Here is a 21,413-nt window from a genome sequence, read left to right on the forward strand (position 1 = left end):
TGACTGTCTCTACCATCCCCCATTTGGCGCAGGAGAGTGCACTCGGGGTCGGCCATTGGGCTTATCCACGGCACTCAGTGCCGCCAACTTGTTCATCCTGCCGCCTTCGTCACGCGGGCGGAAGTGCTCTGTGACCTTCGCGACTCATTTGATCGATCATTTTTTGGACTGGCCCGAGAGCCGGAAGTCGAGAGCCGTGCAGCGGCGGCCCGCCGACACCGTGCGCACCGCCTGGCCGATCGCCTTGCGGGAGCCGACGAGGACCACCAGTCGCTTGGCGCGGGTGACGGCCGTGTACAAGAGGTTCCGCTGAAGCATCATCCATGCCCCGGTGGTGACGGGGATCACCACGGCGGGATATTCACTTCCCTGTGAACGGTGGATCGTCACCGCGTACGCGTGGGCCAGTTCGTCCAGTTCGTCGAACTCGTAGGGCACCTCCTCGTCCTCGTCGGTGCGCACGGTGAGGCGCTGGTCGACCGGATCGAGCGAGGTGACCACGCCCACGGTGCCGTTGAAGACCCCGTTCTTCCCCTTGTCGTAGTTGTTGCGGATCTGGGTGACCTTGTCGCCGACACGGAAGACGCGGCCGCCCAACCGCTTCTCGGGGACGTCGGGGCGGCCGGGGGTGATGGCCTGCTGGAGCAGCCCGTTGAGGGCGCCGGCGCCGGCCGGGCCGCGGTGCATGGGCGCGAGGACCTGGACGTCCCGGCGGGGGTCGAGGCCGAACTTGGCCGGAATACGACGGGCGGCCACGTCGACCGTGAGCCGCCCCGCCTCCTCCGTGTCGTCCTCGACGAAGAGGAAGAAGTCCTTCATGCCGTCGGTGACCGGGTGTTGCCCGGCGTTGATCCGGTGGGCGTTGGTCACCACGCCGGACTGCTGGGCCTGGCGGAACACGCGCGTGAGGCGCACGGCGGGGATCGGGCCGCCGTCGGCGAGCAGGTCGCGCAGCACCTCGCCGGCACCCACGCTGGGGAGTTGGTCGACGTCACCGACGAAGAGGAGATGAGCGCCCGGCGGGACCGCCTTCACCAACTTGTTGGCCAGCAGCAGGTCCAGCATCGACGCCTCGTCGACGACCACCAGGTCGGCGTCCAGCGGGCGGTCGCGGTCGTACGCCGCGTCGCCACCCGGCTTCAGTTCCAGGAGGCGGTGCACGGTGGATGCCTCGGCGCCGGTCAGCTCGGCCAGGCGCTTGGCGGCGCGGCCGGTGGGGGCGGCGAGAACCACCTTGGCCCTCCTGGCGCGGGCCAGCTCGACGATCGAGCGCACCGTGAAGGACTTGCCGCAGCCGGGTCCGCCGGTGAGGACGGCGACCTTCTCGGTCAACGCGAGCTTGACGGCGGCCTCCTGCTCGGGGGCGAGGTCGGCGCCGGTACGCGTCCGCAGCCAGGCCAGCGCCTTGTCCCAGGCCACGTCACGGAAGCCCGGCATGCGGTCCTCGCCGGTGCGCAGCAGGCGCAACAACTGTGCGGACAGGGAGAGTTCGGCCCGGTGGAAGGGCACGAGATAGACGGCCGTGACGGGTTCCGCGCCGCCGTCCGGGCCCGGCACCTTCTCCCGTACGACACCGGGGTCCTCGCCCTCCCGCGGCGGCGCCGCGAGTTCGGCGAGACACTCGATGACGAGACCGGTGTCGACCTGCAACAGCTTGACCGCGTCGGCGATCAGGCGCTCCTCGGGGAGGTAGCAGTGGCCCTGGTCGCTGGACTGGGAAAGGGCGTACTGGAGGCCCGCCTTGACGCGCTCCGGGCTGTCGTGCGGGATACCGACGGACTGGGCGATCTTGTCGGCGGTGAGGAAGCCGATGCCCCAGACGTCGGACGCCAGGCGGTACGGCTGGTTCTTCACGACCGAGATCGAGGCGTCGCCGTACTTCTTGTAGATGCGGACCGCGATCGACGTCGACACCTCGACGGTCTGGAGGAAGAGCATGACCTCCTTGATCGCCTTCTGCTCCTCCCAGGCGTCGGCGATCTTCCTGGTGCGCTTGGGGCCGAGGCCGGGCACCTCGACGAGGCGCTTGGGCTCCTCCTCGATGATCTTCAGGGTGTCCATGCCGAAGTGCTGGGTGATGCGGTCGGCGAAGACCGGACCGATGCCCTTGACCAGCCCTGATCCGAGGTAACGGCGGATGCCCTGGACGGTGGCGGGCAGTACGGTCGTGTAGTTCTCGACGGTGAACTGCTTGCCGTACTGCGGGTGGGAGCCCCAGCGGCCCTCCATCCGCAGGGACTCGCCGACCTGGGCGCCGAGCAGCGCGCCGACGACCGTCAGGAGGTCGCCGCCGCCGCGGCCGGTGTCGACGCGCGCGACCGTGTAGCCGTTCTCCTCGTTCGCGTACGTGATGCGCTCGAGTACGCCTTCCAGGACGGCAAGCTGCCGCTCCCCGCTCCCCGCCGGTCGGTCCATGATCCGACGGTACCGCCCGGCACCGACAGTCCAGCCGGGAACGGCTCTCGCCCACCGCCGCCCCGCCCCTGGGCGTCGTGCCCCGGACCCGTGCTGTCGGGCCCTGGAGGCGCCTCGTCCTCGAACTCGCCGGACGTACCGGATGCCCCGCACGGGGTGACGCGGACGGGGTGACGCGGACGGGGTGGGGCGTCCCGCACGTTTCGAGCGGCGGAGTCGGATCCTGGGCGGGCGTGGGCCAGGGGCCCGGGTCCGGGGTCTGGGCGCGGAGCAACCCGGTCGGGGCCCCAGCCCGCGGAACCCTCAGCCCGCGGGGACCTCAGCCCGCGGAGCCCCGAGCCGGCTGCGGCGTCAGCCGACGGCCGTACCGGTCGGCGGTGGCACCAGCGCCGGGTGACGCGGCTCAGCCACGGCGTCACCCCCGCATCCCCGTCGCGGACCCGTTTCATCACGGTTCGGTTTCGGCCTCGTGAGGGTCTTGCCTAACCCCCTTGTAATCGATTCCAATCCTCCCTGACGGCGTTGTAATCGATTCCACGAGGAGGTGGAGCGGCGATGGCGAGCATCAAGGATGTCGCTGCCGAGGCGGGCGTTTCCGTCGCCACGGTGTCGCGCGTCCTGAACGACCATCCGTCGGTCAGCGAGGACGCACGCACACGCGTGCTGGCCGCCGTGGAGGCGCTGGGCTACCGCCCGAACGCCGTCGCCCGGTCGCTGCGCACCGACCAGACGCACACTCTCGGCCTGGTCATCAGCGACGTGATGAACCCCTACTTCACCGAGCTGGCCCGCTCCGTCGAGGAGGAGGCCCGCGCGCTCGGCTACAGCGTCATCATCGGCAACGCCGACGAGCGGCCCGACCTCCAGGACCACCACGTGCGGACCCTGCTGGACCGCCGGATAGACGGCCTGCTGGTCTCCCCCACCGACGGCTGCTCGCCGCTGGTCCTGGACGCCGCGCGCGCGGGCACCCCGATGGTCTTCGTCGACCGGTGGATCCCGGGGGTGGACGTGCCGGTCGTCCGGGCGGACGGACGGGCCGCCGTACGGGACCTGGTGGCGCATCTGCACCGGCTGGGACACCGCCGGCTCGCGATCATCGCGGGCCCGGCCGCCACCACCACCGGCAGCGAGCGGGTCGAGGCCTTCCGGGACGCCCTCCGCGTCTGCGGCATCGATCTTCCGGACGCCTACATCGGGCAGGGCGACTTCCAGGCCGAGAGCGGACGGCGGGTCACCGAGGGCTTCCTCGACCTGCCGGAGCCGCCCGAGGTCGTGTTCGCCGCCGACAACCTGATGGCGCTGGGCGCGCTGGACGCCGTACGCGCGCGTGGGCTGCGTGTACCCGACGACATCGCGCTCGCCGCGTTCGACGACATCCCGTGGTTCGTGCACACCGATCCCCCGATCACCGCCATCGCCCAGCCGACGGGCGAGCTGGGGCGCGCGGCCGTACGCGCGCTGGTCGACCGGATCGAGGGACGGACCCCGCGGTCCGTCACCCTCCCCGCCCGTCTCGTCGTACGCCGCTCGTGCGGCGAGAACGGCGAGAACGGCGAGAACGGCGAGAACGGCGAGAACTCAGCAAGGAACAGGAGCCAGTCGTGAGCAACGCGGACGAGTTGCTGCGCATCGAAGGCATACGCAAGACCTTCCCCGGAGTGGTCGCGCTCGACAGCGTCGACTTCGACCTGCGGCGGGGCGAGGTGCATGTGCTGCTCGGTGAGAACGGCGCGGGCAAGAGCACCCTCATCAAGATGCTCTCCGGCGCGTACACGCCCGACGCCGGGCGGATCCTGGCCGGCGGCGAGGAGGTGCGCATCCACGGGGCGCAGGACTCCGAGCGCCTCGGGATCGCCACCATCTACCAGGAGTTCAACCTGGTCCCCGACCTGACGGTCGCCGAGAACATCTTCCTGGGGCGCCAGCCGCGCCGGTTCGGGATGATCGACCGCAAGCGGATGGAGGCCGAGGCCGCCGTCCTGCTGGAGCGGGTCGGCGTCACGGTGTCACCCCGCGCGCGGGTGCGTGAACTGGGCATCGCACGTCTTCAGATGGTCGAGATCGCCAAGGCGTTGAGCCTGGACGCGCGCGTGCTGATCATGGACGAGCCGACCGCCGTGCTCACCTCCGAGGAGGTGGAGAAGCTTTTCGCGATCGTGCGCAGGCTGCGCGAGGACGGCGTGGGCATCGTGTTCATCACCCACCACCTGGAGGAGATCGCGGCCCTGGGCGACCGGGTCACGGTCATCCGGGACGGCAGGAGCGTCGGGCAGGTCCCCGCGTCCACGCCCCAGGACGAGCTGGTACGGCTGATGGTGGGCCGTTCCATCGAGCAGCAGTACCCGCGTGAGCGCGCCGGGACCGGCGCCGCCCTGCTGTCCGTCGAGGGGCTGACGCGCGACGGCGTCTTCCACGACGTCAGTTTCGAGGTGCGGGCCGGCGAGGTCGTCGGTGTCGCGGGTCTGGTCGGCGCGGGTCGCACCGAGGTGGTACGGGCCGTCTTCGGGGCGGACCCGTACGACCACGGAGCCGTGCGGGTGGCGGGCGCGCGGCTGCCCCGCCACGACGTGACCGCTGCCATGGCCGCGGGGATCGGGCTCGTGCCGGAGGACCGCAAGGGCCAGGGGCTGGTGCTGGACGCCTCGGTGGAGGAGAACCTCGGCCTGGTGACCCTGCGTTCGGCCACCCGCGCCGGGCTCGTCGACCTCAAGGGGCAGCACGTGGCCGCGGGCCGCATCGCCGAACAGCTCGGTGTGCGCATGGCCGGGCTCGGCCAGCAGGTGCGGACGCTGTCGGGCGGCAACCAGCAGAAGGTCGTCATCGGCAAGTGGCTCCTGGCGGACACCAAGGTGCTGATCCTCGACGAGCCGACGCGCGGTATCGACGTCGGCGCCAAGGTCGAGATCTACCAGCTCATCAACGAGCTGACGGCCGCCGGGGCCGCCGTCCTGATGATCTCCAGCGACCTGCCCGAGGTGCTCGGCATGAGCGACCGGGTGCTGGTGATGGCCCAGGGCCGGATCGCCGGCGAACTGCCCGCCGAGCGGGCGACCCAGGACGCCGTCATGGCGCTCGCCGTCAGTACGCCCAGCACCCCCGGTACCCCGAGTACCCCGACTACCCCTGCTACTTCCGAAGTGGAGACCGGCCGTGGCCGCTGAAACGCTCAAGAGCACGACGGGCGCCGGTGGCGGCGCCGCGGCGGTGCGCCGCCTGCTGCTCGACAACGGGGCGCTCACCGCGCTCATCGTCCTCGTCGTCGCCATGTCGGCGCTGTCGGGCGACTTCCTGACGACGGACAACCTGCTCAACGTGGGTGTCCAGGCGGCCGTGACCGCCATCCTCGCCTTCGGCGTCACCTTCGTGATCGTCTCGGCGGGCATCGACCTGTCGGTCGGCTCGGTGGCGGCGCTGTCGGCCACAGTCCTGGCCTGGAGCGCCACGGCGCACGGCGTGCCGGTCGTCCTCGCTGTCGTCCTGGCCGTCGCCACCGGTGTAGCGGCCGGTCTGGTGAACGGTTTCCTCATCGCCTACGGCAAGCTGCCGCCGTTCATCGCGACGCTCGCCATGCTGTCGGTGGCGCGCGGTCTGTCACTGGTGATCTCCGAGGGCTCCCCGATCGCCTTCCCCGACTCCGTCTCGCACCTCGGGGACACGCTCGGCGGCTGGCTGCCGGTGCCCGTGCTGGTCATGGTCGTCATGGGGCTGATCGCCGCGTTCGTCCTGGGCCGCACCTACATCGGCCGCTCGATGTACGCCATCGGCGGCAACGAGGAGGCCGCGCGCCTGTCCGGGCTGCGGGTGAAGAAGCAGAAGCTCGCCATCTACGCGCTGTCCGGCGTGTTCGCCGCCGCCGCCGGCATCGTGCTCGCGTCCCGGCTGTCCTCCGCGCAGCCGCAGGCCGCCGACGGCTACGAACTGGACGCGATCGCCGCCGTCGTCATCGGCGGCGCCTCCCTGGCGGGCGGTACGGGCAAGGCGTCCGGCACCCTCATCGGCGCGCTGATCCTGGCCGTGCTGCGCAACGGCCTCAACCTGCTGTCGGTGTCCGCGTTCTGGCAGCAGGTCGTCATCGGCGTCGTCATCGCGCTGGCCGTGCTGCTGGACACGCTGCGGCGCAAGGCCGGGGCGACCCCGGTGGCCGCCGGGACCGGCGGCGGCAAGGGCCGGCAGGCGGTGACCTACGGGCTCGCGGCGGTCGTCACCGTGGCGGTGGTCGGCGCGACCTCCTTCCTGCACAACGGTTCCTCCTCGACGTCGAACCCGAAGGTCGGACTGGCGCTGTCCACCCTCAACAACCCCTTCTTCGTGCAGATCCAGTCGGGCGCGAAGGCCGAGGCGAAGAAGCTGGGCGTCGACCTGACCGTCACCGACGCCCAGAACGACGCCTCGCAGCAGGCCAACCAGTTGCAGAACTTCACCAGTTCCGGCTACGACTCGATCATCGTCAACCCGGTGGACTCCGACGCGGCCGGTCCGGCCGTGCGCGCCGCCGACAAGGCGAAGATCCCGGTCGTCGCGGTCGACCGCGGCGTCAACAAGGCGACCACGGACACCCTCGTGGCCTCCGACAACGTGGCCGGCGGTGAACTCGCGGCCAAGACGGTCGCCGAGAAGCTCGGCGGCACCGGCAAGATCGTGATCCTTCAGGGGCAGGCGGGCACCTCCGCGGCCCGCGAGCGCGCCGAGGGCTTCGCGCGAGGCCTGAAGGCCTACCCTGGCATCAAGGTGCTGGCCCAGCAGCCGGCCGACTTCGACCGCACCAAGGGCCTCGACGTGATGTCGAACCTTCTCCAGGCCCACCCGGACGTCCAGGGCGTCATCGCCGCCAACGACGAGATGGCGCTCGGCGCGATCAAGGCGCTCGGCTCCAAGGCCGGCAAGTCCGTCCAGGTCGTCGGCTTCGACGGCACGCCGGACGGTCTGACCGCGGTCGAGAACGGCACGCTGTACGCGTCCGTGGCACAGCAGCCCTCGCAGCTGGGCAGGATCGCCGTCGACAACGCGCTCAAGGCGTTCCAGGGCAAGAAGGTCGCGGAGACGGTGAAGGTGCCGGTGAAGGTGGTCACGAAGGAGAACGTGGCCGGCTTCGGCGGCTGACATTTCGGCAGGCGTGCGTAACGGGCGGACGGTCGGGGGACCGTCCGCCTCATGTCACGTACGACGTACGCAGGGGAGTTCTCATGTACGACTACGACCTCCTGGTCGTAGGGTCGGCCAACGCCGACCTGGTGATCGGTGTCGAACGGCGCCCGGCCGCGGGCGAGACGGTCCTCGGATCCGACCTGTCCGTCCATCCGGGCGGCAAGGGCGCCAACCAGGCGGTCGCGGCCGCCCGCCTCGGCGCCCGTACGGCGCTGCTGGCCCGGATCGGCGACGACGCGTACGGCCGGCTGCTGCTCGACTCGCAGCGAGCGGCCGGCGTCGACACCGTGGGCGTGCTGGTGGGCGGGGCGCCGACCGGGATCGCGCTGATCACGGTGGACCCCTCGGGGGACAACAGCATCGTGGTGTCACCGGGCGCGAACGGGCGTCTGACGCCGGAGGACGTGCGTGCCGCCGCCGGGCTGTTCCACGCCTCCCGCGTGGTGTCGGCGCAGCTGGAGATCCCGCTGGAGACGGTCGTCGAGGTCGTACGGAACCTGGCGCCGGGCAGCCGCTTCGTGCTGAACCCGTCACCGCCGCGCCCGCTGCCGGCCGAGGTGCTGACGGCCTGCGATCCGCTGATCGTCAACGAGCACGAGGCGAAGGTGATCCTCGGTGAGGCGGGCGGCAGCGAGAAACCCGAGGACTGGGCGCAGGTGCTGCTGGCGAAGGGGCCGAAGTCGGTGGTCGTGACGCTGGGTCCGGAGGGCGCGCTGGTGGCGTCGGCGGAGGGCGTGGAGCGGGTGGCGCCGGTGAAGGTGGACGCCGTGGACACGACCGGGGCGGGCGACTCCTTCACGGCGGCGCTGGCGTGGAGGCTGGGCACGGGCTCCTCGCTCGCGGAAGCCGCGGCGTACGCCGCGCGGGTCGGAGCGGTGGCCGTGACCCGGCGGGGCGCGCAGGAGTCGTTCCCCACGGCGGCGGAGGTCGAGGCGCTGTGAGGAAGGCCGGGATACTCAACCGTCATCTCGCGGGCGCGCTGGCCGAGCTGGGGCACGGGCACGGGGTGCTGGTGTGCGACGCGGGGATGCCGATCCCCGAGGGCCCACGGGTCGTGGACCTCGCCTTCCGGGCGGGCGTGCCGTCGTTCGCGGACGTACTGGACGGCCTCCTGGCCGAGCTGGTCGTGGAGGGCGCGACGGCCGCCTCCGAGGTGCGCGAGGCGAACCCGGCGGCGGCCGGGCTGCTGGACGCGCGCTTCCCCGAACTGGACCTGGTCCCGCACGAGGAGCTGAAGAGGCTGTCGTCGGGGGCACGGCTGGTGGTGCGGACCGGGGAGGCACGGCCCTACGCGAACGTGCTGCTGCGGTGCGGGGTGTTCTTCTGACCCGGTGAGGGTGTGGACGCTTCGTGGGGCCCGGTCCGTCGACCGGGCCCCTCGCCGTCCCCGGGAACGTTCCCTCGCCTAGGCGGGAGGCGCGGGCGACTCGGGGGCGGGTGGCAGGGGGTCGGAGACGAACCATCCCCGCTGCGGAACGGCGTAGACGACGCCTTCGTCGGCCAGCAGGCCGAGCCCCCGCCGCACGGTCGTCCGCGCGATCCCGTATCGCTGCACGAGCTGAGCCTCACTCGGCAGCATCCGGCCGGGCAGCCAGTCGCCGCGACGGATCTGCGCCCGAAGAATCCCAGCCAGCTGCCGGTACGGGGTCAGGGGCGCTCCGTGATCGATCTCAGCATCAGGGCTCATGAAGACGACGCTAAGCAAGTGAAGCAATACCCACTCTTTGAGCTACGTATCGCTACGAGTCGATACAAGGCGATACTATGACTGCCAACAAAACGCCCCGGCGGGAAGAGTGAGACCTTCCGTGCCGGGGCTGAGCCGACTGACTAGGAGTCGACCTATGCGCAGCCTACTGGCCGCGATCCTGAGCCTCTTCCTGCCGCCCCGCGGGACACACCGGGCCCTCGGCGGGCCCCCGCCCCCCAGCCTCTCGCCGCGCGTTCGCGCGCAGCGGCCCGCCCACGCGCGGCGGGCGCGGCCGGGCCCGCCGGACGTGATCCCCGCCGACGGCCTGCCCCTGGTCCGGCCGTACCTCGCCGTGTGGGAACGCGAACGCGACGAACGGGACCGCGTGCACCTCCAGCGGGAGCGGCGCCGTGCGGCCGTCCTCGCGACCCTCGGTCAGGACTACGTCCCGGCGCAGGCCGCCGCATGAGCGCGAGGAGGTTCCGCAGCCTCGGCGTCGACCCCGCCACCGGCAAGGAGGCGTTCGCGGTCGCACGCCCCGGCGGTGTGTTGGAGGAGCTGGCCGACGCGCACGCCCTGAAGGCCGCCGCCGTCCTGGTGACGGTCGTCGGGGCCGTCCTGGAGGGAGGCAGGTCGTCGGACACCGAACTCGCCGCCTTCGTCCCGTCCCTCCACGCGGCGCTCGAGGAGTGCGTCGGCATCATGGCGGCGGACAGGGAGCGATGACGTAGCGGGGCCGCCGGACGTGACGTCGCCTGGTGCACGTCGAGGAAGGTGGCACGCGGCGCGGGGTCGGGGAGGGGGTCCAGGGTGTCCTCCTCCCCGCGATCCAGGCGCGAGGCTCCGGCGGTCCGGCCGTCGATGACCTCCGTGACGCCTCGGTACGACACGTCCTGGGTCCCGCCGTCCGGTCCTGCGCCCCCGCTGGGAGACGGGCCGGGCCCCGTCGCCCTCACCGGGCCGCACCGGCTGGCCGCGTCTCCGCGGGCCGGCCTGCCGGGGGGGGGCGGAGCAGAAGGCCAGACGGCGCCTCCCCGCCCCTGGAGCGGGAGCCGGTCCGGTGCTCGCTCCCGGCTCCCGGCTCCCGCTCCCGGCTTTCGGGGTTTCGGCTCCCGGCCACGGCTCAGGGCAAGACGTTCGCCAGGAACCTCTGTGCCGTCTCGGCGAGCACCTCCCGGCCGTCGCGCGCCCACAACGCGTCGTTGAACAGCTCGACCTCGATGGCGCCGGTGTACCCGGCCGCCTCCACGTGGGCCCGCCATACGCGCATGTCGATCGCGCCGTCGCCGATCTGGCCGCGGCCGTTCAGGACACCCTCGGGCAACGGGGTGGTCCAGTCGGCCAGTTGGAAGGTGTGGATGCGGCCGGACGCGCCCGCTCGCGCGATCTGGGCGGGGGCCTGGTCGTCCCACCAGATGTGGTACGTGTCGACCGTGACGCCCACCTGGTGGGCGGGGAAGCGTTCCGCCAGGTCCAGGGCCTGGGTGAGCGTGGAGACCACGCAGCGGTCGGATGCGTACATGGGGTGGAGGGGCTCGATGGCCAGCTTCACGCCGTGGTCCTCGGCGTAGGGACCGAGTTCCGTCAGCGCGTCCGCGATGCGTTCCCTGGCGCCGTGCAGGTCCTTCGAGCCCGGCGGGAGGCCGCCCGAGACCAGGACCAGGACCTCCGTGCCCAGGGTCGCCGCCTCGTCGACCGCCCGGCGGTTGTCGGCGAGCGCGGCCTTGCGCTCGTCCGGGTCGACGGCGGTGAGGAAGCCGCCGCGGCACAACGTCGTCACCGTCAGACCCGCGTCCCGGACCAGCTTCGCCGTCTCCTGCACGCCGTACGTCCGGACCGGGTCGCGCCACAGGCCGACGTTGCCGACGCCCAGGTCGCGGCAGGCTGCGACCAGTTCGGGCATCGGCAGCTGCTTCACCGTCATCTGGTTGATGCTGAAACGCTCGAGACCGGTCACTGGTCCACCCCGTACAGGGCGAGCAGGTTCTTCATCCGTTCCTCGGCCAGCTTCGGGTCCGGGAACAGGCCCAGGCCGTCGGCGAGTCGGTAGGCGCGGGCCAGGTGCGGGAGGGAGCGGGCCGACTGGAGGCCGCCGACCATCGTGAAGTGCGACTGGTGGCCGGCCAGCCAGGCCAGGAGGACCACGCCCGTCTTGTAGAAGCGGGTCGGGGTCTGGAAGAGGTGGCGGGACAGCTCCACCGTGGGGTCCAGCAGCTCCCGGAAACCGGTGACGTCGCCCGTGTCCAGGACGCGGACCGCCTCCGCCGCCAGCGGGCCCAGCGGGTCGAAGATGCCGAGCAGGGCGTGGCTGAAGCCCTTCTCGTCGCCCGCGATCAGCTCGGGGTAGTTGAAGTCGTCGCCGGTGTAGCAGCGGACGCCGTCCGGCAGGCGGCGGCGCAGGTCGACCTCGCGCCGGGCCTCCAGCAGGGAGACCTTGATGCCGTCGACCTTGTCCGGGTGGGCGGCGATGACCTGGAGGAACACCTCCGTCGCCGCGTCCAGGTCCGACGAGCCCCAGTAGCCCTCCAGCGCCGGGTCGAACATCGGGCCGAGCCAGTGCAGGATCACCGGTTCGGCGGACTGGCGCAGGAGGTGGCCGTAGAGGTCGAGGTAGTCCTCGGGACCCCTGGCGGCGGCGGCCAGGTCACGGGACGCCATGAGGATGGCCTGGGCGCCGGAGGCCTCGACGAGAGCGAGCTGCTCCTCGTAGGCCGCGCGGACCTCGGCGAGGGAGGCCGGGCCGGTGAGCTGGTCGGTGCCGACGCCGCAGGCGATCAGGCCGCCCACCGCTTCCGCCTCGGCCGCCGAGCGGCGGATCAGCTCGGCCGCGCCCGCCCAGTCCAGGCCCATGCCGCGCTGGGCGGTGTCCATCGCCTCGGCGACACCGAGCCCGTGGGACCACAGGTGGCGGCGGAAGGCGAGGGTGGCGTCCCAGTCGACGGCGGCCGGCGAGTCGGGGGACACGTCGGCGTACGGGTCCGCGACGACGTGCGCCGCGGAGAAGACCGTACGGGAGGTGAAGGGGCTTCCGGTGGTGACGGCGAGGGGCTCCGTGCGGGGTTCGTAGGTCCGCAGGGTCGCGCCGGCTTCCGGGAGTCGGATGGTCACAGCGCGATCTCCGGGACGTCGAGGCGGCGGCCCTCGGCGGAGGACTTCAGGCCCAGCTCGGCGAGCTGGACGCCGCGGGCGCCGGCCAGCAGGTCCCAGTGGTAGGGGGCGTCGGCGTAGACGTGCCTGAGGAACAGTTCCCACTGGGCCTTGAAACCGTTGTCGAAGTCGCCGTTGTCGGGGACCTCCTGCCACTGGTCGCGGAAGACCTCGGTCGCCGGGATGTCCGGGTTCCACACCGGCTTGGGCGTGGCGGAGCGGTGTTGGACGCGGCAGTTGCGCAGACCGGCCACCGCCGAGCCCTCCGTGCCGTCGACCTGGAACTCCACCAGTTCGTCGCGGTTGACGCGGACCGTCCAGGAGGAGTTGATCTGCGCGATGGCGCCGCCGTCGAGTTCGAAGATGCCGTAGGCGGCGTCGTCGGCCGTCGCGTCGTAGGGCTTGCCGTTCTCGTCCCACCGCTGCGGCACGTGGGTGGTGGCGATGGCCTGCACGGACCTCACGCGGCCGAACAGCTCGTGCAGGACGTACTCCCAGTGCGGGAACATGTCGACGACGATGCCGCCGCCGTCCTCCGCGCGGTAGTTCCACGACGGGCGCTGGGCGTCCTGCCAGTCCCCCTCGAACACCCAGTAGCCGAACTCGCCGCGGACGGACAGGATCCGGCCGAAGAAGCCGCCGTCGATGAGGCGCTTCAGCTTCAGCAGGCCCGGCAGGAACAGCTTGTCCTGGACGACGCCGTGCTTGACGCCTTTCTCGTCGGCGAGGCGGGCCAGCGCCAGGGCGCCCTCCAGTCCGGTGGCCGTGGGCTTCTCGGTGTAGATGTGCTTGCCGGCCGCGATCGCCTTCCTGATGGCCTCCTCGCGGGCGGAGGTGACCTGGGCGTCGAAGTAGATGTCGACGGTGGGGTCGGCCAGGACCTCGTCGATGTCCGTCGAGACGTGCTCCAGGCCATGCTTTTCAGCAAGCGCGTTCAGGACGTGTTCCCGGCGGCCGACCAGGATCGGCTCCGGCCACAGCACGGTGCCGTCACCGAGGTCGAGGCCGCCCTGTTCGCGCAGGGCGAGGATGGAGCGGACCAGGTGCTGGCGGTAACCCATGCGCCCGGTCACGCCGTTCATGGCGATACGCACCGTCTTGCGTGTCACGTCGATCCCTTCTCAGGCGTTGTACGCGGCGTCGTGGGCGGTGTGGCCCGCCACGTCGCGCGCGTCTCGTACGCGGTTGCGCGCGCCGCGTACGCCTTGTCACTGATCAGCGTCACAGCAAGCGCTTTCTATACAGGGAGAAGCTAGCCTCTGACCGGCGTCCGGACAAGACCGTGTCCAACCCGACTTGTTCGAGGGGGCGAACAAGTCGGGTGCTGGGCCGTAAGGTCTGCTCGACACGCCCGGAACCAGGCAGGGGAGCCTGCTGTCTACCAGGGCGTACGACGACGTACGACGAGATGCGTGACCGGAGGACGACGAGATGACGGTGACCCTGGCGGACGTGGCGGCCCGCGCGCAGGTCTCGCCCGCGACGGTGTCGCGCGTACTGAACGGGAACTACCCCGTGGCCGCGTCGACCCGGGAACGGGTGCTGCGGGCCGTGGACGAGCTGGACTACGTGCTCAACGGCCCTGCGAGCGCGCTGGCCGCGGCCACCTCCGACCTGGTGGGCATCCTGGTCAACGACATCGCCGACCCCTTCTTCGGGATCATGGCGAGCGCGATCCAGGGAGAGATCGGCGGGCCCGGCGGGCGCGCCGGGGGCGAGCGGCTGGCGGTGGTCTGCAACACCGGGGGCTCGCCGGAGCGCGAGCTGACCTATCTCACCCTGTTGCAGCGGCAGCGGGCCGCGGCCGTCGTACTGACCGGCGGGGCCATGGAGGACGAGTCGCACGCCACGGCGGTGGCGGGGAAGCTGCGCAGGCTGAGCGAGGCGGGCACCCGGGTCGTGCTGTGCGGGCGGCCGCCCGCGCCCGACACCGGGGCCATCGCGCTCACCTTCGACAACCGCGGCGGCGGCCGGGAACTCACCGAGCACCTCATCGGGCTCGGGCACCGGCGGCTCGGGTACATCGCGGGCCCCGAGGAGCGCACCACCACCCGGCACCGGCTGGAGGGCCACCGGGCCGCGCTGGTCGCGGCCGGCATCGAGGAGGACCCCCGCTGGACCGTCCACGGGCGCTACGACCGGCGGGCGGGGTACGAGGCGACGCTGGAGCTGCTGCGGCGGGACCCGGCGCTGACGGCCGTGGTCGCGGCGAACGACTCCGTCGCGCTCGGCGCGTGCGCGGCCCTGCGGGAGTCCGGCCTGCGCATTCCCGAGGATGTTTCCGTAGCCGGCTTCGACGACCTGCCCTTCAGCATCGACGCGGTGCCGGCGCTGACCACGGTGCGGCTGCCGCTGGCTGAGGCGGGGGCGCGGGCGGGACGGATCGCCATGGGGCGGGAGGAGCCGCCGCCCGGAGGGATCGCCATGGTGCGGGGGGAGTTGATGGTGCGGGGGTCTTCGGGAGTGCCTCGGGGCTGAGCGGGCGGGTGTGGGAGACGGCTTCGGGCGGGGCGGCGCGGTGCCTGCGCCGCCGGACGTGCGAGCCGTTGGGACCGCGCGGTCCAGGATCCCGCGCGGCCGAATGGCGCGGGACGCGCCGTCGGCGATCCGCAGCGGTCGTCGGTGGGGCGGGCGGCGAGTAGGGTCCGAAGGTATGAAGCTGGCCTTCTCCACTCTCGGTGTTCCCGGTCTTCCGATCCCCGACGTGCTGCGGCTCGCGACCGCGCACGGATACCACGGCGTCGAGCTGCGCGCCCACCCCGAGGAGCCCGTGCATCCCGGCCTCGGACCGGCCGAACGGACCGATGTGGCCGCCGAGTTCAAGGCGGCCGGGGTCGAGGTGCTCGGCGTCGCGGGGTACGCGCGCGTGGCCGCTCCGGGAGACGACGGGCCGGTGCTCGACGACATCCGCGCGCTCGTCGGACTCGCCCGCGATCTCGGCGCGCCCTACGTCCGCGTCTTCCCCGGCGGCGCCGACGGGCAGGCCCCGGACGAGGCGGACGCCGTCGCCGCCCGGCGGCTGGGCACCGCCGCCGGGTACGCCGCCGACCTGGGCGTACGCGTCCTGCTGGAGACCCACGACTCGCACCGCACCGGCGCCGCCGCGACCCGTGTCCTCGGCCTGGTCGGGCACCGGCAGGTGGGCGCGCTCTGGGACGTGATGCACACCTGGCTGGGCGGCGAACAGCCGCAGGACACCTACGCCGCGCTCGCGCCGTATCTCGGATACGTGCAGGTCAAGGACATCGCCTCCGCCGAGGACACCACGCCGGTCGCCCTGGGCGCCGGGGTGCTGCCGCTCGCCGAGTGCGTGGAGGTCCTCTCCCGGCACGGGTGGGACGGCTGGCTGTGCTGGGAGTACGAGAAGCGGTGGTACGACGCCGCCGAGCCGCTGGCCGAGCTGCTCGGCGCGGGACGGGAGCACCTGGGGAGGCTGCTCAACGAGTCGGCGTGAGGGCGGCGGTACAGACCCCTCGTCCCCGGGGCCGGTAATCGACTGGCGGGTCAGCAAGGGGGCGGGTTAGCCTCCCCGCCGTGTATCGACCCGCAGCGCAGCACGCCGCCCCTTCGGCGTCATGAGTCTCGGCCGGACCTTCCTCGACGTCCGCCCCCTTCGCACCTCCCCCGTCTACCGGCGGCTGCTGATCGGGCGCACCGTGTCCACCCTCGGTGGCTTCATGACCATGGTCACCGTCATGTTCCAGGTGTGGGACATGACGCACAGCTCGGTGTGGAGCGGCGCGGTCGGGCTGGCGCAGGCGGTGCCGATGGTCGGCGTGGGGCTCTTCGCCGGTGCCTGGGTCGACCGTGCCGACCGGCGTCGCGTCTATCTTCTCGCCACCGTCGGCCAGGCGGTCTGCTCCGTCCTGCTGGCCGTGCAGGGCTTCACCGGGCACGTGCCGGTGGTGCTCATCCTGGCGCTGGTCGCGGCCCAGGCCTCGTTCGCGGCGGTCGGGGCCCCGGCGGCCGGCGTGTTCGTGCCCCGGCTGCTGCCCAAGGACCAGGTGGCGGCGGGTCTCGCGCTCAACCAGGCGAGCGGGCAGTCGATGATGCTGCTCGGTCCGGCCGTCGCCGGGGTGGTGCTCGGCTGGTGGGGCATCGGCGTCTGTTACCTGCTGGACACCCTCAGTTTCGGGCTCGCCTTCTACGGCGCGTTCGGCCTGCCCGCGCTGCCGCCCGAGGGCGAGAGGTCCCGGCCCGGACTGCACGGCGTCCTGGACGGGCTGCGGTTCCTGACCGGCCACCGGGTGGTGCGCGGCGCCCTGTTGACCGACCTGGCCGCGACCGTGCTGGCCATGCCGGTCAGTCTCTTCCCCCTGGTCAACGCGGAACGCTTCGGTGGTGATCCGCGCACGCTGGGCCTGTTCCTGTCCGCGCTCGCCGTGGGCGGCGTCACCGCGACCGCCCTCTCCGGGCCGGTGACCCGGCTGGCGCGGCCGGGGCCGGTGATGTTGTGCTCGTCCGCCCTGTGGGGCGTCTCCCTCGCCCTGTTCGGCCTGACGACCAGTGCTTGGGCGGGGCTCGGGGCGCTGGTCCTGGCCGGTGCGGCGGACGCGGTGGCCGTCCTGTCCCGTACGACCATCGTCCAGACCCGTACCCCCGACGCGCTGCTCGGCCGGGTGACGGCGGCCGAGACGATGGTCGGTCAGGCGGGCCCGCATCTGGGCAACCTGCGCGCAGGAGTGGCCGCCGGCTGGTCCTCGGGCGCCACCGCCCTGGTCACGGGCGGGGTGCTGTGCCTCCTGGCGGTGGCGGCGGTGGCCGTCACGACGCCGGAACTGCGGAACGGGTCGGAGTCGGAGGACTCCGGATCCGACACCTGCTCCGGATCCCCGTCCGCGGGGACCGTGGAAGCCGACGGTCCTACGACGGCTGCCCAGGCCGGACCGTGAGCCTCGCGTCGCCCGACCCGCACCACTGAAGGACCGGCGACCAGGAACCGCAGCCCGCGTCCAGGTCCAAGTGGGCGCGCCCCCTCTCCGCCGCACCGCGGCCGACGGCAGGCCGTCACCGGCGCGCCCCCTTCGTTGCGCCGATGGCGGCCCCTCCCCCGGTGCCGTGCGCGTTCCCTTGACTGGCGGAAACTTCCCGGTTACTGCTGGCGCGACGGAAGTTTCCTTCAACGGATCACTGGATCACTGGATCCCTCGATCATCCCCGGATGTCCTCCGGAAGGAGCGCACGTGCCCTCCAGACGTACCGTCCTCGCCGTCGGTGCCGGTCTCACCACCGCACTGACCGTCGGCGGCGCCGCCCACGCCGACGCCGACCGCCGCCTGCGCGCGCTGATCTCGCGCATGTCGCTGGAAGAGAAGGTCGGCCAGGTCTTCGTCACGCGGGTCTACGGCCACTCGGCGACCGCCCCCGACCAGGCCGACATCGACGCCAACCTCGCCGAACTCGGTGTGCGCACCGCCGCCGAGCTGATCGCCCGATACCGGGTGGGCGGGATCATCTACTTCACGTGGGCGCACAACACCCGCGACCCCCTCCAGATCACGGACCTGTCCAACGGGCTCCAGCGGGCCTGCCTGGACCAGCCGCGCGGGCTGCCGGTGCTGATCTCCACCGACCAGGAGCACGGCATCGTCGCGCGCGTGGGCGAGCCGGCCACGCTGTTCCCTGGCGCGATGGCGATCGGCGCCGGGGGGTCGCGGGCCGACGCCCGCACTCTCGGCCGGGTCGCGGGCGCGGAGCTGCGGGCGATGGGCATCCGGCAGGACTACTCCCCCGTCGCCGACGTGAACGTCAACCCGGCGAACCCGGTCATCGGCGTCCGCTCGTTCGGCGCGGACCCGAAGGCGGTGGCGGAGCTGGCCGCGGCGGAGATCCGCGGCTACCGGGCGGGCGGGGTCGCGGCGACCGCCAAGCACTTCCCCGGGCACGGCGACACCGCCGTGGACAGCCACTACGGCTTCCCCGTCATCACGCACACGCGTGAAGTGTGGGAGGCGCTGGACGCGGTGCCCTTCCGCACGGCGATCACGGCCGGCGTCGACTCGATCATGACCGCGCACATCCTGGTCCCGGCCCTCGACCCCTCGGGCGACCCGGCCACCCTCTCCCGCCCCGTCGTCACCGGCCTGCTGCGCGAACGCCTGGGCTTCGACGGGGTGGTGGTCACCGACGCGCTCGACATGGCGGGCGTACGGACGAAGTACGGCGACGACCGCGTGCCGGTGCTCGCGCTGAAGGCGGGCGTCGACCAGCTCCTCAACCCGCCGAAGCTGGACGTCGCCTGGAACGCCGTGCTGCGTGCCGTGCGGGACGGGGAGCTGACGGAGGCGCGGCTGGAGGAGTCGGTCCTGCGGATCCTGCGGCTGAAGGACCGGCTGGGGCTGCTCACCGACCCGTACGTCGACCGGGACCGGGTCGGGCGGACGGTCGGCACGAAGGCGCACCTCGCGACGGCCGACCGGATCGCCGAGCGGACGACGACCCTGCTGGTCAACGAGGGTTCCCTGCTGCCGCTGTCGCCGCGCACGCACCGGCGGCTGCTGGTGGTGGGCGCCGACCCGGCCTCCCCCTCGGGCACCACGGGTCCGCCCACCGGGGTCCTGGCCGCCACGCTCACCGAACTGGGGTTCACGGCGACGGCCCTGTCCACGGGCACGGCCCCGTCCGCGGCGACGATCGCCCGTGCGGTGGCGGCGGCGGGCGAGGCGGACGCGGTGGTGGTGGGGACGTACAACGTCACCGCGACGAGCCCGCAGAAGACGCTCGTCGAACAACTGCTGGCCACCGGAAGGCCGGTGGTGGCGGTGGCGGTCCGCAATCCGTACGACGTGGCCCAGCTGCCGTCCGTGCGGGCGTACCTGGCGTCCTACTCCTGGACGGACGTCGAACTGCGGGCCGCCGCACGGGCGATCGCGGGAACCGTGCCGCCGCGGGGCGGGCTGCCGGTGCCGGTGCAGGACCCGGACGATCCGGCACGCGTGCTGTACCCGATCGGGCACGGCCTCACCTACTGACCCGTCCACGGGACGAGGGGAGACGACACGGCACGACGGCCGGCCGGCGGGGAGCCGGCCGGCCGTCGTGGCGGGCTGAGCGGGGGTTACGGACGCAGCGCCGGCTCGCGCTCCACGTCCCGTACGTCCAGCTTGGCGTCGAACTTCGCCAGCGGCCGGGCCGCGGCCGCGTTCTCCTGGACGGCGGCCGGGGCGACGCCCGCCCAGTCCAGGATGCGGGCGGTGGCGAGGGCCTTCTCGTCGGCGACGAGGCCGGCCACGTTGGCGCCGTGGTTCATGCCGGGCGCGGTGAGGACGTAGGAGTCCTTGGCGCCCTTGCCGAGGCGGAACCGTTCGGCGCCCCACGGGTCGTTCTGGCCGTAGACGAACAGCATGTGCCGGGCGTTGTGCCGCACCCACGTGTCGACGTCACGCATCGCCCACGGCTGGAACTTCATGGAGATGTCCCGGGGGACGAAGTTGCGCGGGGGCTGGTAGCCGTAGCGGACGTACTTCTTCTCGATGTGCGGGAAGTGGATGGTGGGCGCGCCGAGTTGGGTGCCCGCCTGGTAGTAGTACGGCGTGTAGGGGGACAGGCCCTGGTCGGTGTAGAAGGAGAACCCGGAGATCGTGTCGATCGAGGTCCAGATCTCGTCGTCGGTCGCGTTCCTCGCGTCGGCGGGGATCGCGTCGCAGTCGGACAGCAGGCTGTACTGCCAGAACCCCCACACGTAGTCGAGGACGACGGCCTCGTAGGCGCGGTCCAGGCTGCCGACCGTGGTGAAGGTGTACCCGTTCTCGGCGGCGTACGCCTCGTACTTCTTCTCCAGCGCCTCGCGGCGCACCAGCGCCTCGCGCTGCACGGCGTTCAGGCGGTCGCGGCACTCCTTGGTGCCGACGCTCGCGAAGAAGCGGTCGTAGGCCGAGTCCTCGTCGTTCACCACGTCGTTGGGGGCGACGTAGGCGACGACACCGTCCATGTCACGCGGGTAGAAGCGCTCGTAGTAGGTGGCCGTCATGCCGCCCTTGGAGCCGCCCGTGGAGATCCAGTTCTCGGGGTAGACCGCCTTCAGCGCCCGGAAGATGCGGTGCTGGTCGCTCGCTGCCTGCCAGATGTCCAGCTTGGACCAGTCGGCGGGGTCGGGGCGGGACGGCGTGAAGAAGCGGTACTCCATGGAGACCTGGTTGCCGTCCACGATCTGGGTGGGCTCGCGGCGGCTGGGGGTGGTGGAGACGTTGTAGCCGCCGGTGTAGAAGACCGTCGGGCGGCTGACGTCCTTGTGCAGCACGGTGATCCGCTGCTCGAACGTGCCCTTGGAGGGGTGCCGGTGGTCCACCGGCTGGGTGTAGTTCAGGACGAAGTATCGGTAGCCGGGGTACGGCTTCTCCTGGACCAGGCTCATGCCGGGAACGGAGAGGAGCCGGTCTTTGATGTCCGCGGCCGTCGGCTCGGCGGCGGTGGCCGCCCCAGCCGTGGTCAGCGTGCCTATGAGCACGGTGAACGCCAGCAGCCATCTGAGCGCCTTGCGCATGCGCGCACCCTCCCTGTGAGACAGATGTGCGCCGGAAGCTATCGGAGCAACACCCGTCACACCAGGGGGGTTTGGGAAATGGGGCAAATGTCGGCCGGGAATCGTCAGCCGGGACCGGTCAGCACAGGATCCAGCCGGAGGTGTACTTCCCGCTGCCCACCGCGCCCGACACCCGCACGCAGCGGTGGCCGGCGTAGACCTCCACGGGCGGCGAACTGCGGGTGTGCTTGCGCGACTTGCGGACGGCCACATGGCCGCGTGCCTGCACGCCGACCGAGACGACCCGCTTGGTGCCGGGGCGTTTCTGGACGGTCACGGCGCACACCCGGCCGCCGTTCTTGTAGACGAGGACGGAGCCGGTGGAGAAGGGCAGCATCCGCACCTGGCGGCCCGTGCAGGAGGAGGGCGCGGCCTGGGCGCTGCCCGGTGCCGCCACCGCGAGCAGTCCGGACGCGGTCAGTACGGCCAGCCCCACCCCCAGCCGTCGACGTATCGCACCACTGTCCACGGTCTTCGATCCCTCCCACATGT

General features: G+C 72.1%; 18 protein-coding genes. 11 read left to right on the forward strand and 7 right to left on the reverse strand.

Going from position 1 to position 21,413, the window contains the following annotated elements; genetic code table 11:
• Positions 1–156: 156 nt before the first annotated feature.
• Entirely contained in the window at positions 157–2,415 is a 2,259-nt protein-coding gene (gene recD2, locus ACZ5Y0_RS02845; protein ID WP_469126844.1) for an SF1B family DNA helicase RecD2, read from the reverse strand.
• Positions 2,416–2,970: 555 nt separating this feature from the next.
• On the opposite strand from recD2, the gene ACZ5Y0_RS02850 reads away from it, so the two are divergent.
• The 5 genes from ACZ5Y0_RS02850 (at position 2,971) to rbsD (ending at position 8,890) form a co-directional block, all read left to right on the forward strand.
• Positions 2,971–4,023 (forward strand): LacI family DNA-binding transcriptional regulator, encoded by a 1,053-nt coding sequence (locus ACZ5Y0_RS02850; protein WP_469126845.1) that lies wholly within the window; start codon positions 2,971–2,973, stop codon positions 4,021–4,023.
• On the forward strand, positions 4,020–5,579 hold the full coding sequence (locus ACZ5Y0_RS02855) for a sugar ABC transporter ATP-binding protein (RefSeq protein WP_469126846.1): 1,560 nt from the start codon (positions 4,020–4,022) through the stop codon (positions 5,577–5,579). The genes ACZ5Y0_RS02850 and ACZ5Y0_RS02855 overlap by 4 nt, the downstream gene beginning before the upstream one ends.
• Positions 5,569–7,518, forward strand: a complete 1,950-nt coding sequence (locus ACZ5Y0_RS02860) for an ABC transporter permease/substrate-binding protein (RefSeq protein WP_469126847.1) — start codon at positions 5,569–5,571, stop codon at positions 7,516–7,518. Before ACZ5Y0_RS02855 ends, ACZ5Y0_RS02860 begins: the two co-directional genes overlap by 11 nt.
• Before the next feature lie 83 nt (positions 7,519–7,601).
• Positions 7,602–8,504 (forward strand): ribokinase, encoded by a 903-nt coding sequence (locus ACZ5Y0_RS02865; RefSeq protein WP_469126848.1) that lies wholly within the window; start codon positions 7,602–7,604, stop codon positions 8,502–8,504.
• Entirely contained in the window at positions 8,501–8,890 is a 390-nt protein-coding gene (gene rbsD / locus ACZ5Y0_RS02870) for a D-ribose pyranase (RefSeq protein WP_469126849.1), read from the forward strand. The genes ACZ5Y0_RS02865 and rbsD overlap by 4 nt, the downstream gene beginning before the upstream one ends.
• A 78-nt stretch (positions 8,891–8,968) precedes the next feature.
• Here the strand turns inward: rbsD and ACZ5Y0_RS02875 are convergent, their stop codons facing one another.
• Positions 8,969–9,250: a GntR family transcriptional regulator gene (locus ACZ5Y0_RS02875; protein ID WP_469126850.1), complete on the reverse strand. Its 282-nt coding sequence runs from the start codon at positions 9,248–9,250 to the stop codon at positions 8,969–8,971.
• A 157-nt stretch (positions 9,251–9,407) separates the two neighbouring features.
• On the opposite strand from ACZ5Y0_RS02875, the gene ACZ5Y0_RS02880 reads away from it, so the two are divergent.
• Positions 9,408–9,722 carry a hypothetical protein gene (locus ACZ5Y0_RS02880; protein ID WP_469126851.1) on the forward strand — a complete coding sequence of 105 codons (315 nt, stop codon included), beginning with the start codon at positions 9,408–9,410 and terminating at the stop codon, positions 9,720–9,722.
• Positions 9,719–9,979 carry a hypothetical protein gene (locus tag ACZ5Y0_RS02885; protein ID WP_467512729.1) on the forward strand — a complete coding sequence of 87 codons (261 nt, stop codon included), beginning with the start codon at positions 9,719–9,721 and terminating at the stop codon, positions 9,977–9,979. Before ACZ5Y0_RS02880 ends, ACZ5Y0_RS02885 begins: the two co-directional genes overlap by 4 nt.
• Positions 9,980–10,376: 397 nt before the next feature.
• Here the strand turns inward: ACZ5Y0_RS02885 and ACZ5Y0_RS02890 are convergent, their stop codons facing one another.
• Genes ACZ5Y0_RS02890 through ACZ5Y0_RS02900 form a run of 3 tightly spaced genes read right to left on the reverse strand, consistent with a single transcriptional unit; the run spans position 10,377 to position 13,509 of the window.
• Positions 10,377–11,210 (reverse strand): sugar phosphate isomerase/epimerase family protein, encoded by an 834-nt coding sequence (locus ACZ5Y0_RS02890; protein WP_469126852.1) that lies wholly within the window; start codon positions 11,208–11,210, stop codon positions 10,377–10,379.
• Positions 11,207–12,361, reverse strand: a complete 1,155-nt coding sequence (locus tag ACZ5Y0_RS02895; RefSeq protein ID WP_469126853.1) for a dihydrodipicolinate synthase family protein — start codon at positions 12,359–12,361, stop codon at positions 11,207–11,209. Before ACZ5Y0_RS02895 ends, ACZ5Y0_RS02890 begins: the two co-directional genes overlap by 4 nt.
• On the reverse strand, positions 12,358–13,509 hold the full coding sequence (locus ACZ5Y0_RS02900; RefSeq protein ID WP_469126854.1) for a Gfo/Idh/MocA family protein: 1,152 nt from the start codon (positions 13,507–13,509) through the stop codon (positions 12,358–12,360). Before ACZ5Y0_RS02900 ends, ACZ5Y0_RS02895 begins: the two co-directional genes overlap by 4 nt.
• A gap of 322 nt (positions 13,510–13,831) precedes the next feature.
• Here ACZ5Y0_RS02900 and ACZ5Y0_RS02905 point away from each other — a divergent pair, with 322 nt between their 5' ends.
• The 4 genes from ACZ5Y0_RS02905 (at position 13,832) to ACZ5Y0_RS02920 (ending at position 19,371) form a co-directional block, all read left to right on the forward strand.
• Positions 13,832–14,878, forward strand: coding sequence for a LacI family DNA-binding transcriptional regulator (locus tag ACZ5Y0_RS02905; RefSeq protein WP_469126855.1), 1,047 nt, complete (start codon positions 13,832–13,834; stop codon positions 14,876–14,878).
• Between the two features lie 175 nt (positions 14,879–15,053).
• Positions 15,054–15,854: a sugar phosphate isomerase/epimerase family protein gene (locus ACZ5Y0_RS02910; protein WP_469126856.1), complete on the forward strand. Its 801-nt coding sequence runs from the start codon at positions 15,054–15,056 to the stop codon at positions 15,852–15,854.
• A gap of 121 nt (positions 15,855–15,975) precedes the next feature.
• Positions 15,976–17,292, forward strand: coding sequence for an MFS transporter (locus tag ACZ5Y0_RS02915; RefSeq protein WP_469126857.1), 1,317 nt, complete (start codon positions 15,976–15,978; stop codon positions 17,290–17,292).
• 291 nt (positions 17,293–17,583) lie between these two features.
• Entirely contained in the window at positions 17,584–19,371 is a 1,788-nt protein-coding gene (locus tag ACZ5Y0_RS02920) for a glycoside hydrolase family 3 protein (RefSeq protein ID WP_469126858.1), read from the forward strand.
• Positions 19,372–19,457: 86 nt separating this feature from the next.
• On the opposite strand, the gene ACZ5Y0_RS02925 is transcribed toward ACZ5Y0_RS02920, so the two are convergent.
• A complete protein-coding gene (locus tag ACZ5Y0_RS02925; protein WP_469126859.1) occupies positions 19,458–20,882 on the reverse strand; it encodes a S28 family serine protease in 1,425 nt (474 codons plus the stop codon).
• 118 nt (positions 20,883–21,000) lie between these two features.
• Positions 21,001–21,390 carry a hypothetical protein gene (locus ACZ5Y0_RS02930; protein WP_469126860.1) on the reverse strand — a complete coding sequence of 130 codons (390 nt, stop codon included), beginning with the start codon at positions 21,388–21,390 and terminating at the stop codon, positions 21,001–21,003.
• Positions 21,391–21,413: the final 23 nt, after the last annotated feature.

It is taken from the genome of Streptomyces sp. NPDC033216 (assembly GCF_055577115.1).

Bases quoted from the DNA above. Each gene is read 5' to 3' on its own strand.
- ACZ5Y0_RS02885 (WP_467512729.1), top strand. From the start codon at position 9,719: ATGAGCGCGAGGAGGTTCCGCAGCCTCGGCGTCGACCCCGCCACCGGC.
- ACZ5Y0_RS02910 (WP_469126856.1), top strand. From the start codon at position 15,054: ATGAAGCTGGCCTTCTCCACTCTCGGTGTTCCCGGTCTTCCGATCCCC.
- ACZ5Y0_RS02905 (WP_469126855.1), top strand. From the start codon at position 13,832: ATGACGGTGACCCTGGCGGACGTGGCGGCCCGCGCGCAGGTCTCGCCC.
- recD2 (WP_469126844.1), bottom strand. From the start codon at position 2,415: ATGGACCGACCGGCGGGGAGCGGGGAGCGGCAGCTTGCCGTCCTGGAA.
- ACZ5Y0_RS02880 (WP_469126851.1), top strand. From the start codon at position 9,408: ATGCGCAGCCTACTGGCCGCGATCCTGAGCCTCTTCCTGCCGCCCCGC.
- ACZ5Y0_RS02865 (WP_469126848.1), top strand. From the start codon at position 7,602: ATGTACGACTACGACCTCCTGGTCGTAGGGTCGGCCAACGCCGACCTG.
- ACZ5Y0_RS02925 (WP_469126859.1), bottom strand. From the start codon at position 20,882: ATGCGCAAGGCGCTCAGATGGCTGCTGGCGTTCACCGTGCTCATAGGC.
- ACZ5Y0_RS02850 (WP_469126845.1), top strand. From the start codon at position 2,971: ATGGCGAGCATCAAGGATGTCGCTGCCGAGGCGGGCGTTTCCGTCGCC.
- ACZ5Y0_RS02915 (WP_469126857.1), top strand. From the start codon at position 15,976: ATGAGTCTCGGCCGGACCTTCCTCGACGTCCGCCCCCTTCGCACCTCC.
- ACZ5Y0_RS02875 (WP_469126850.1), bottom strand. From the start codon at position 9,250: ATGAGCCCTGATGCTGAGATCGATCACGGAGCGCCCCTGACCCCGTAC.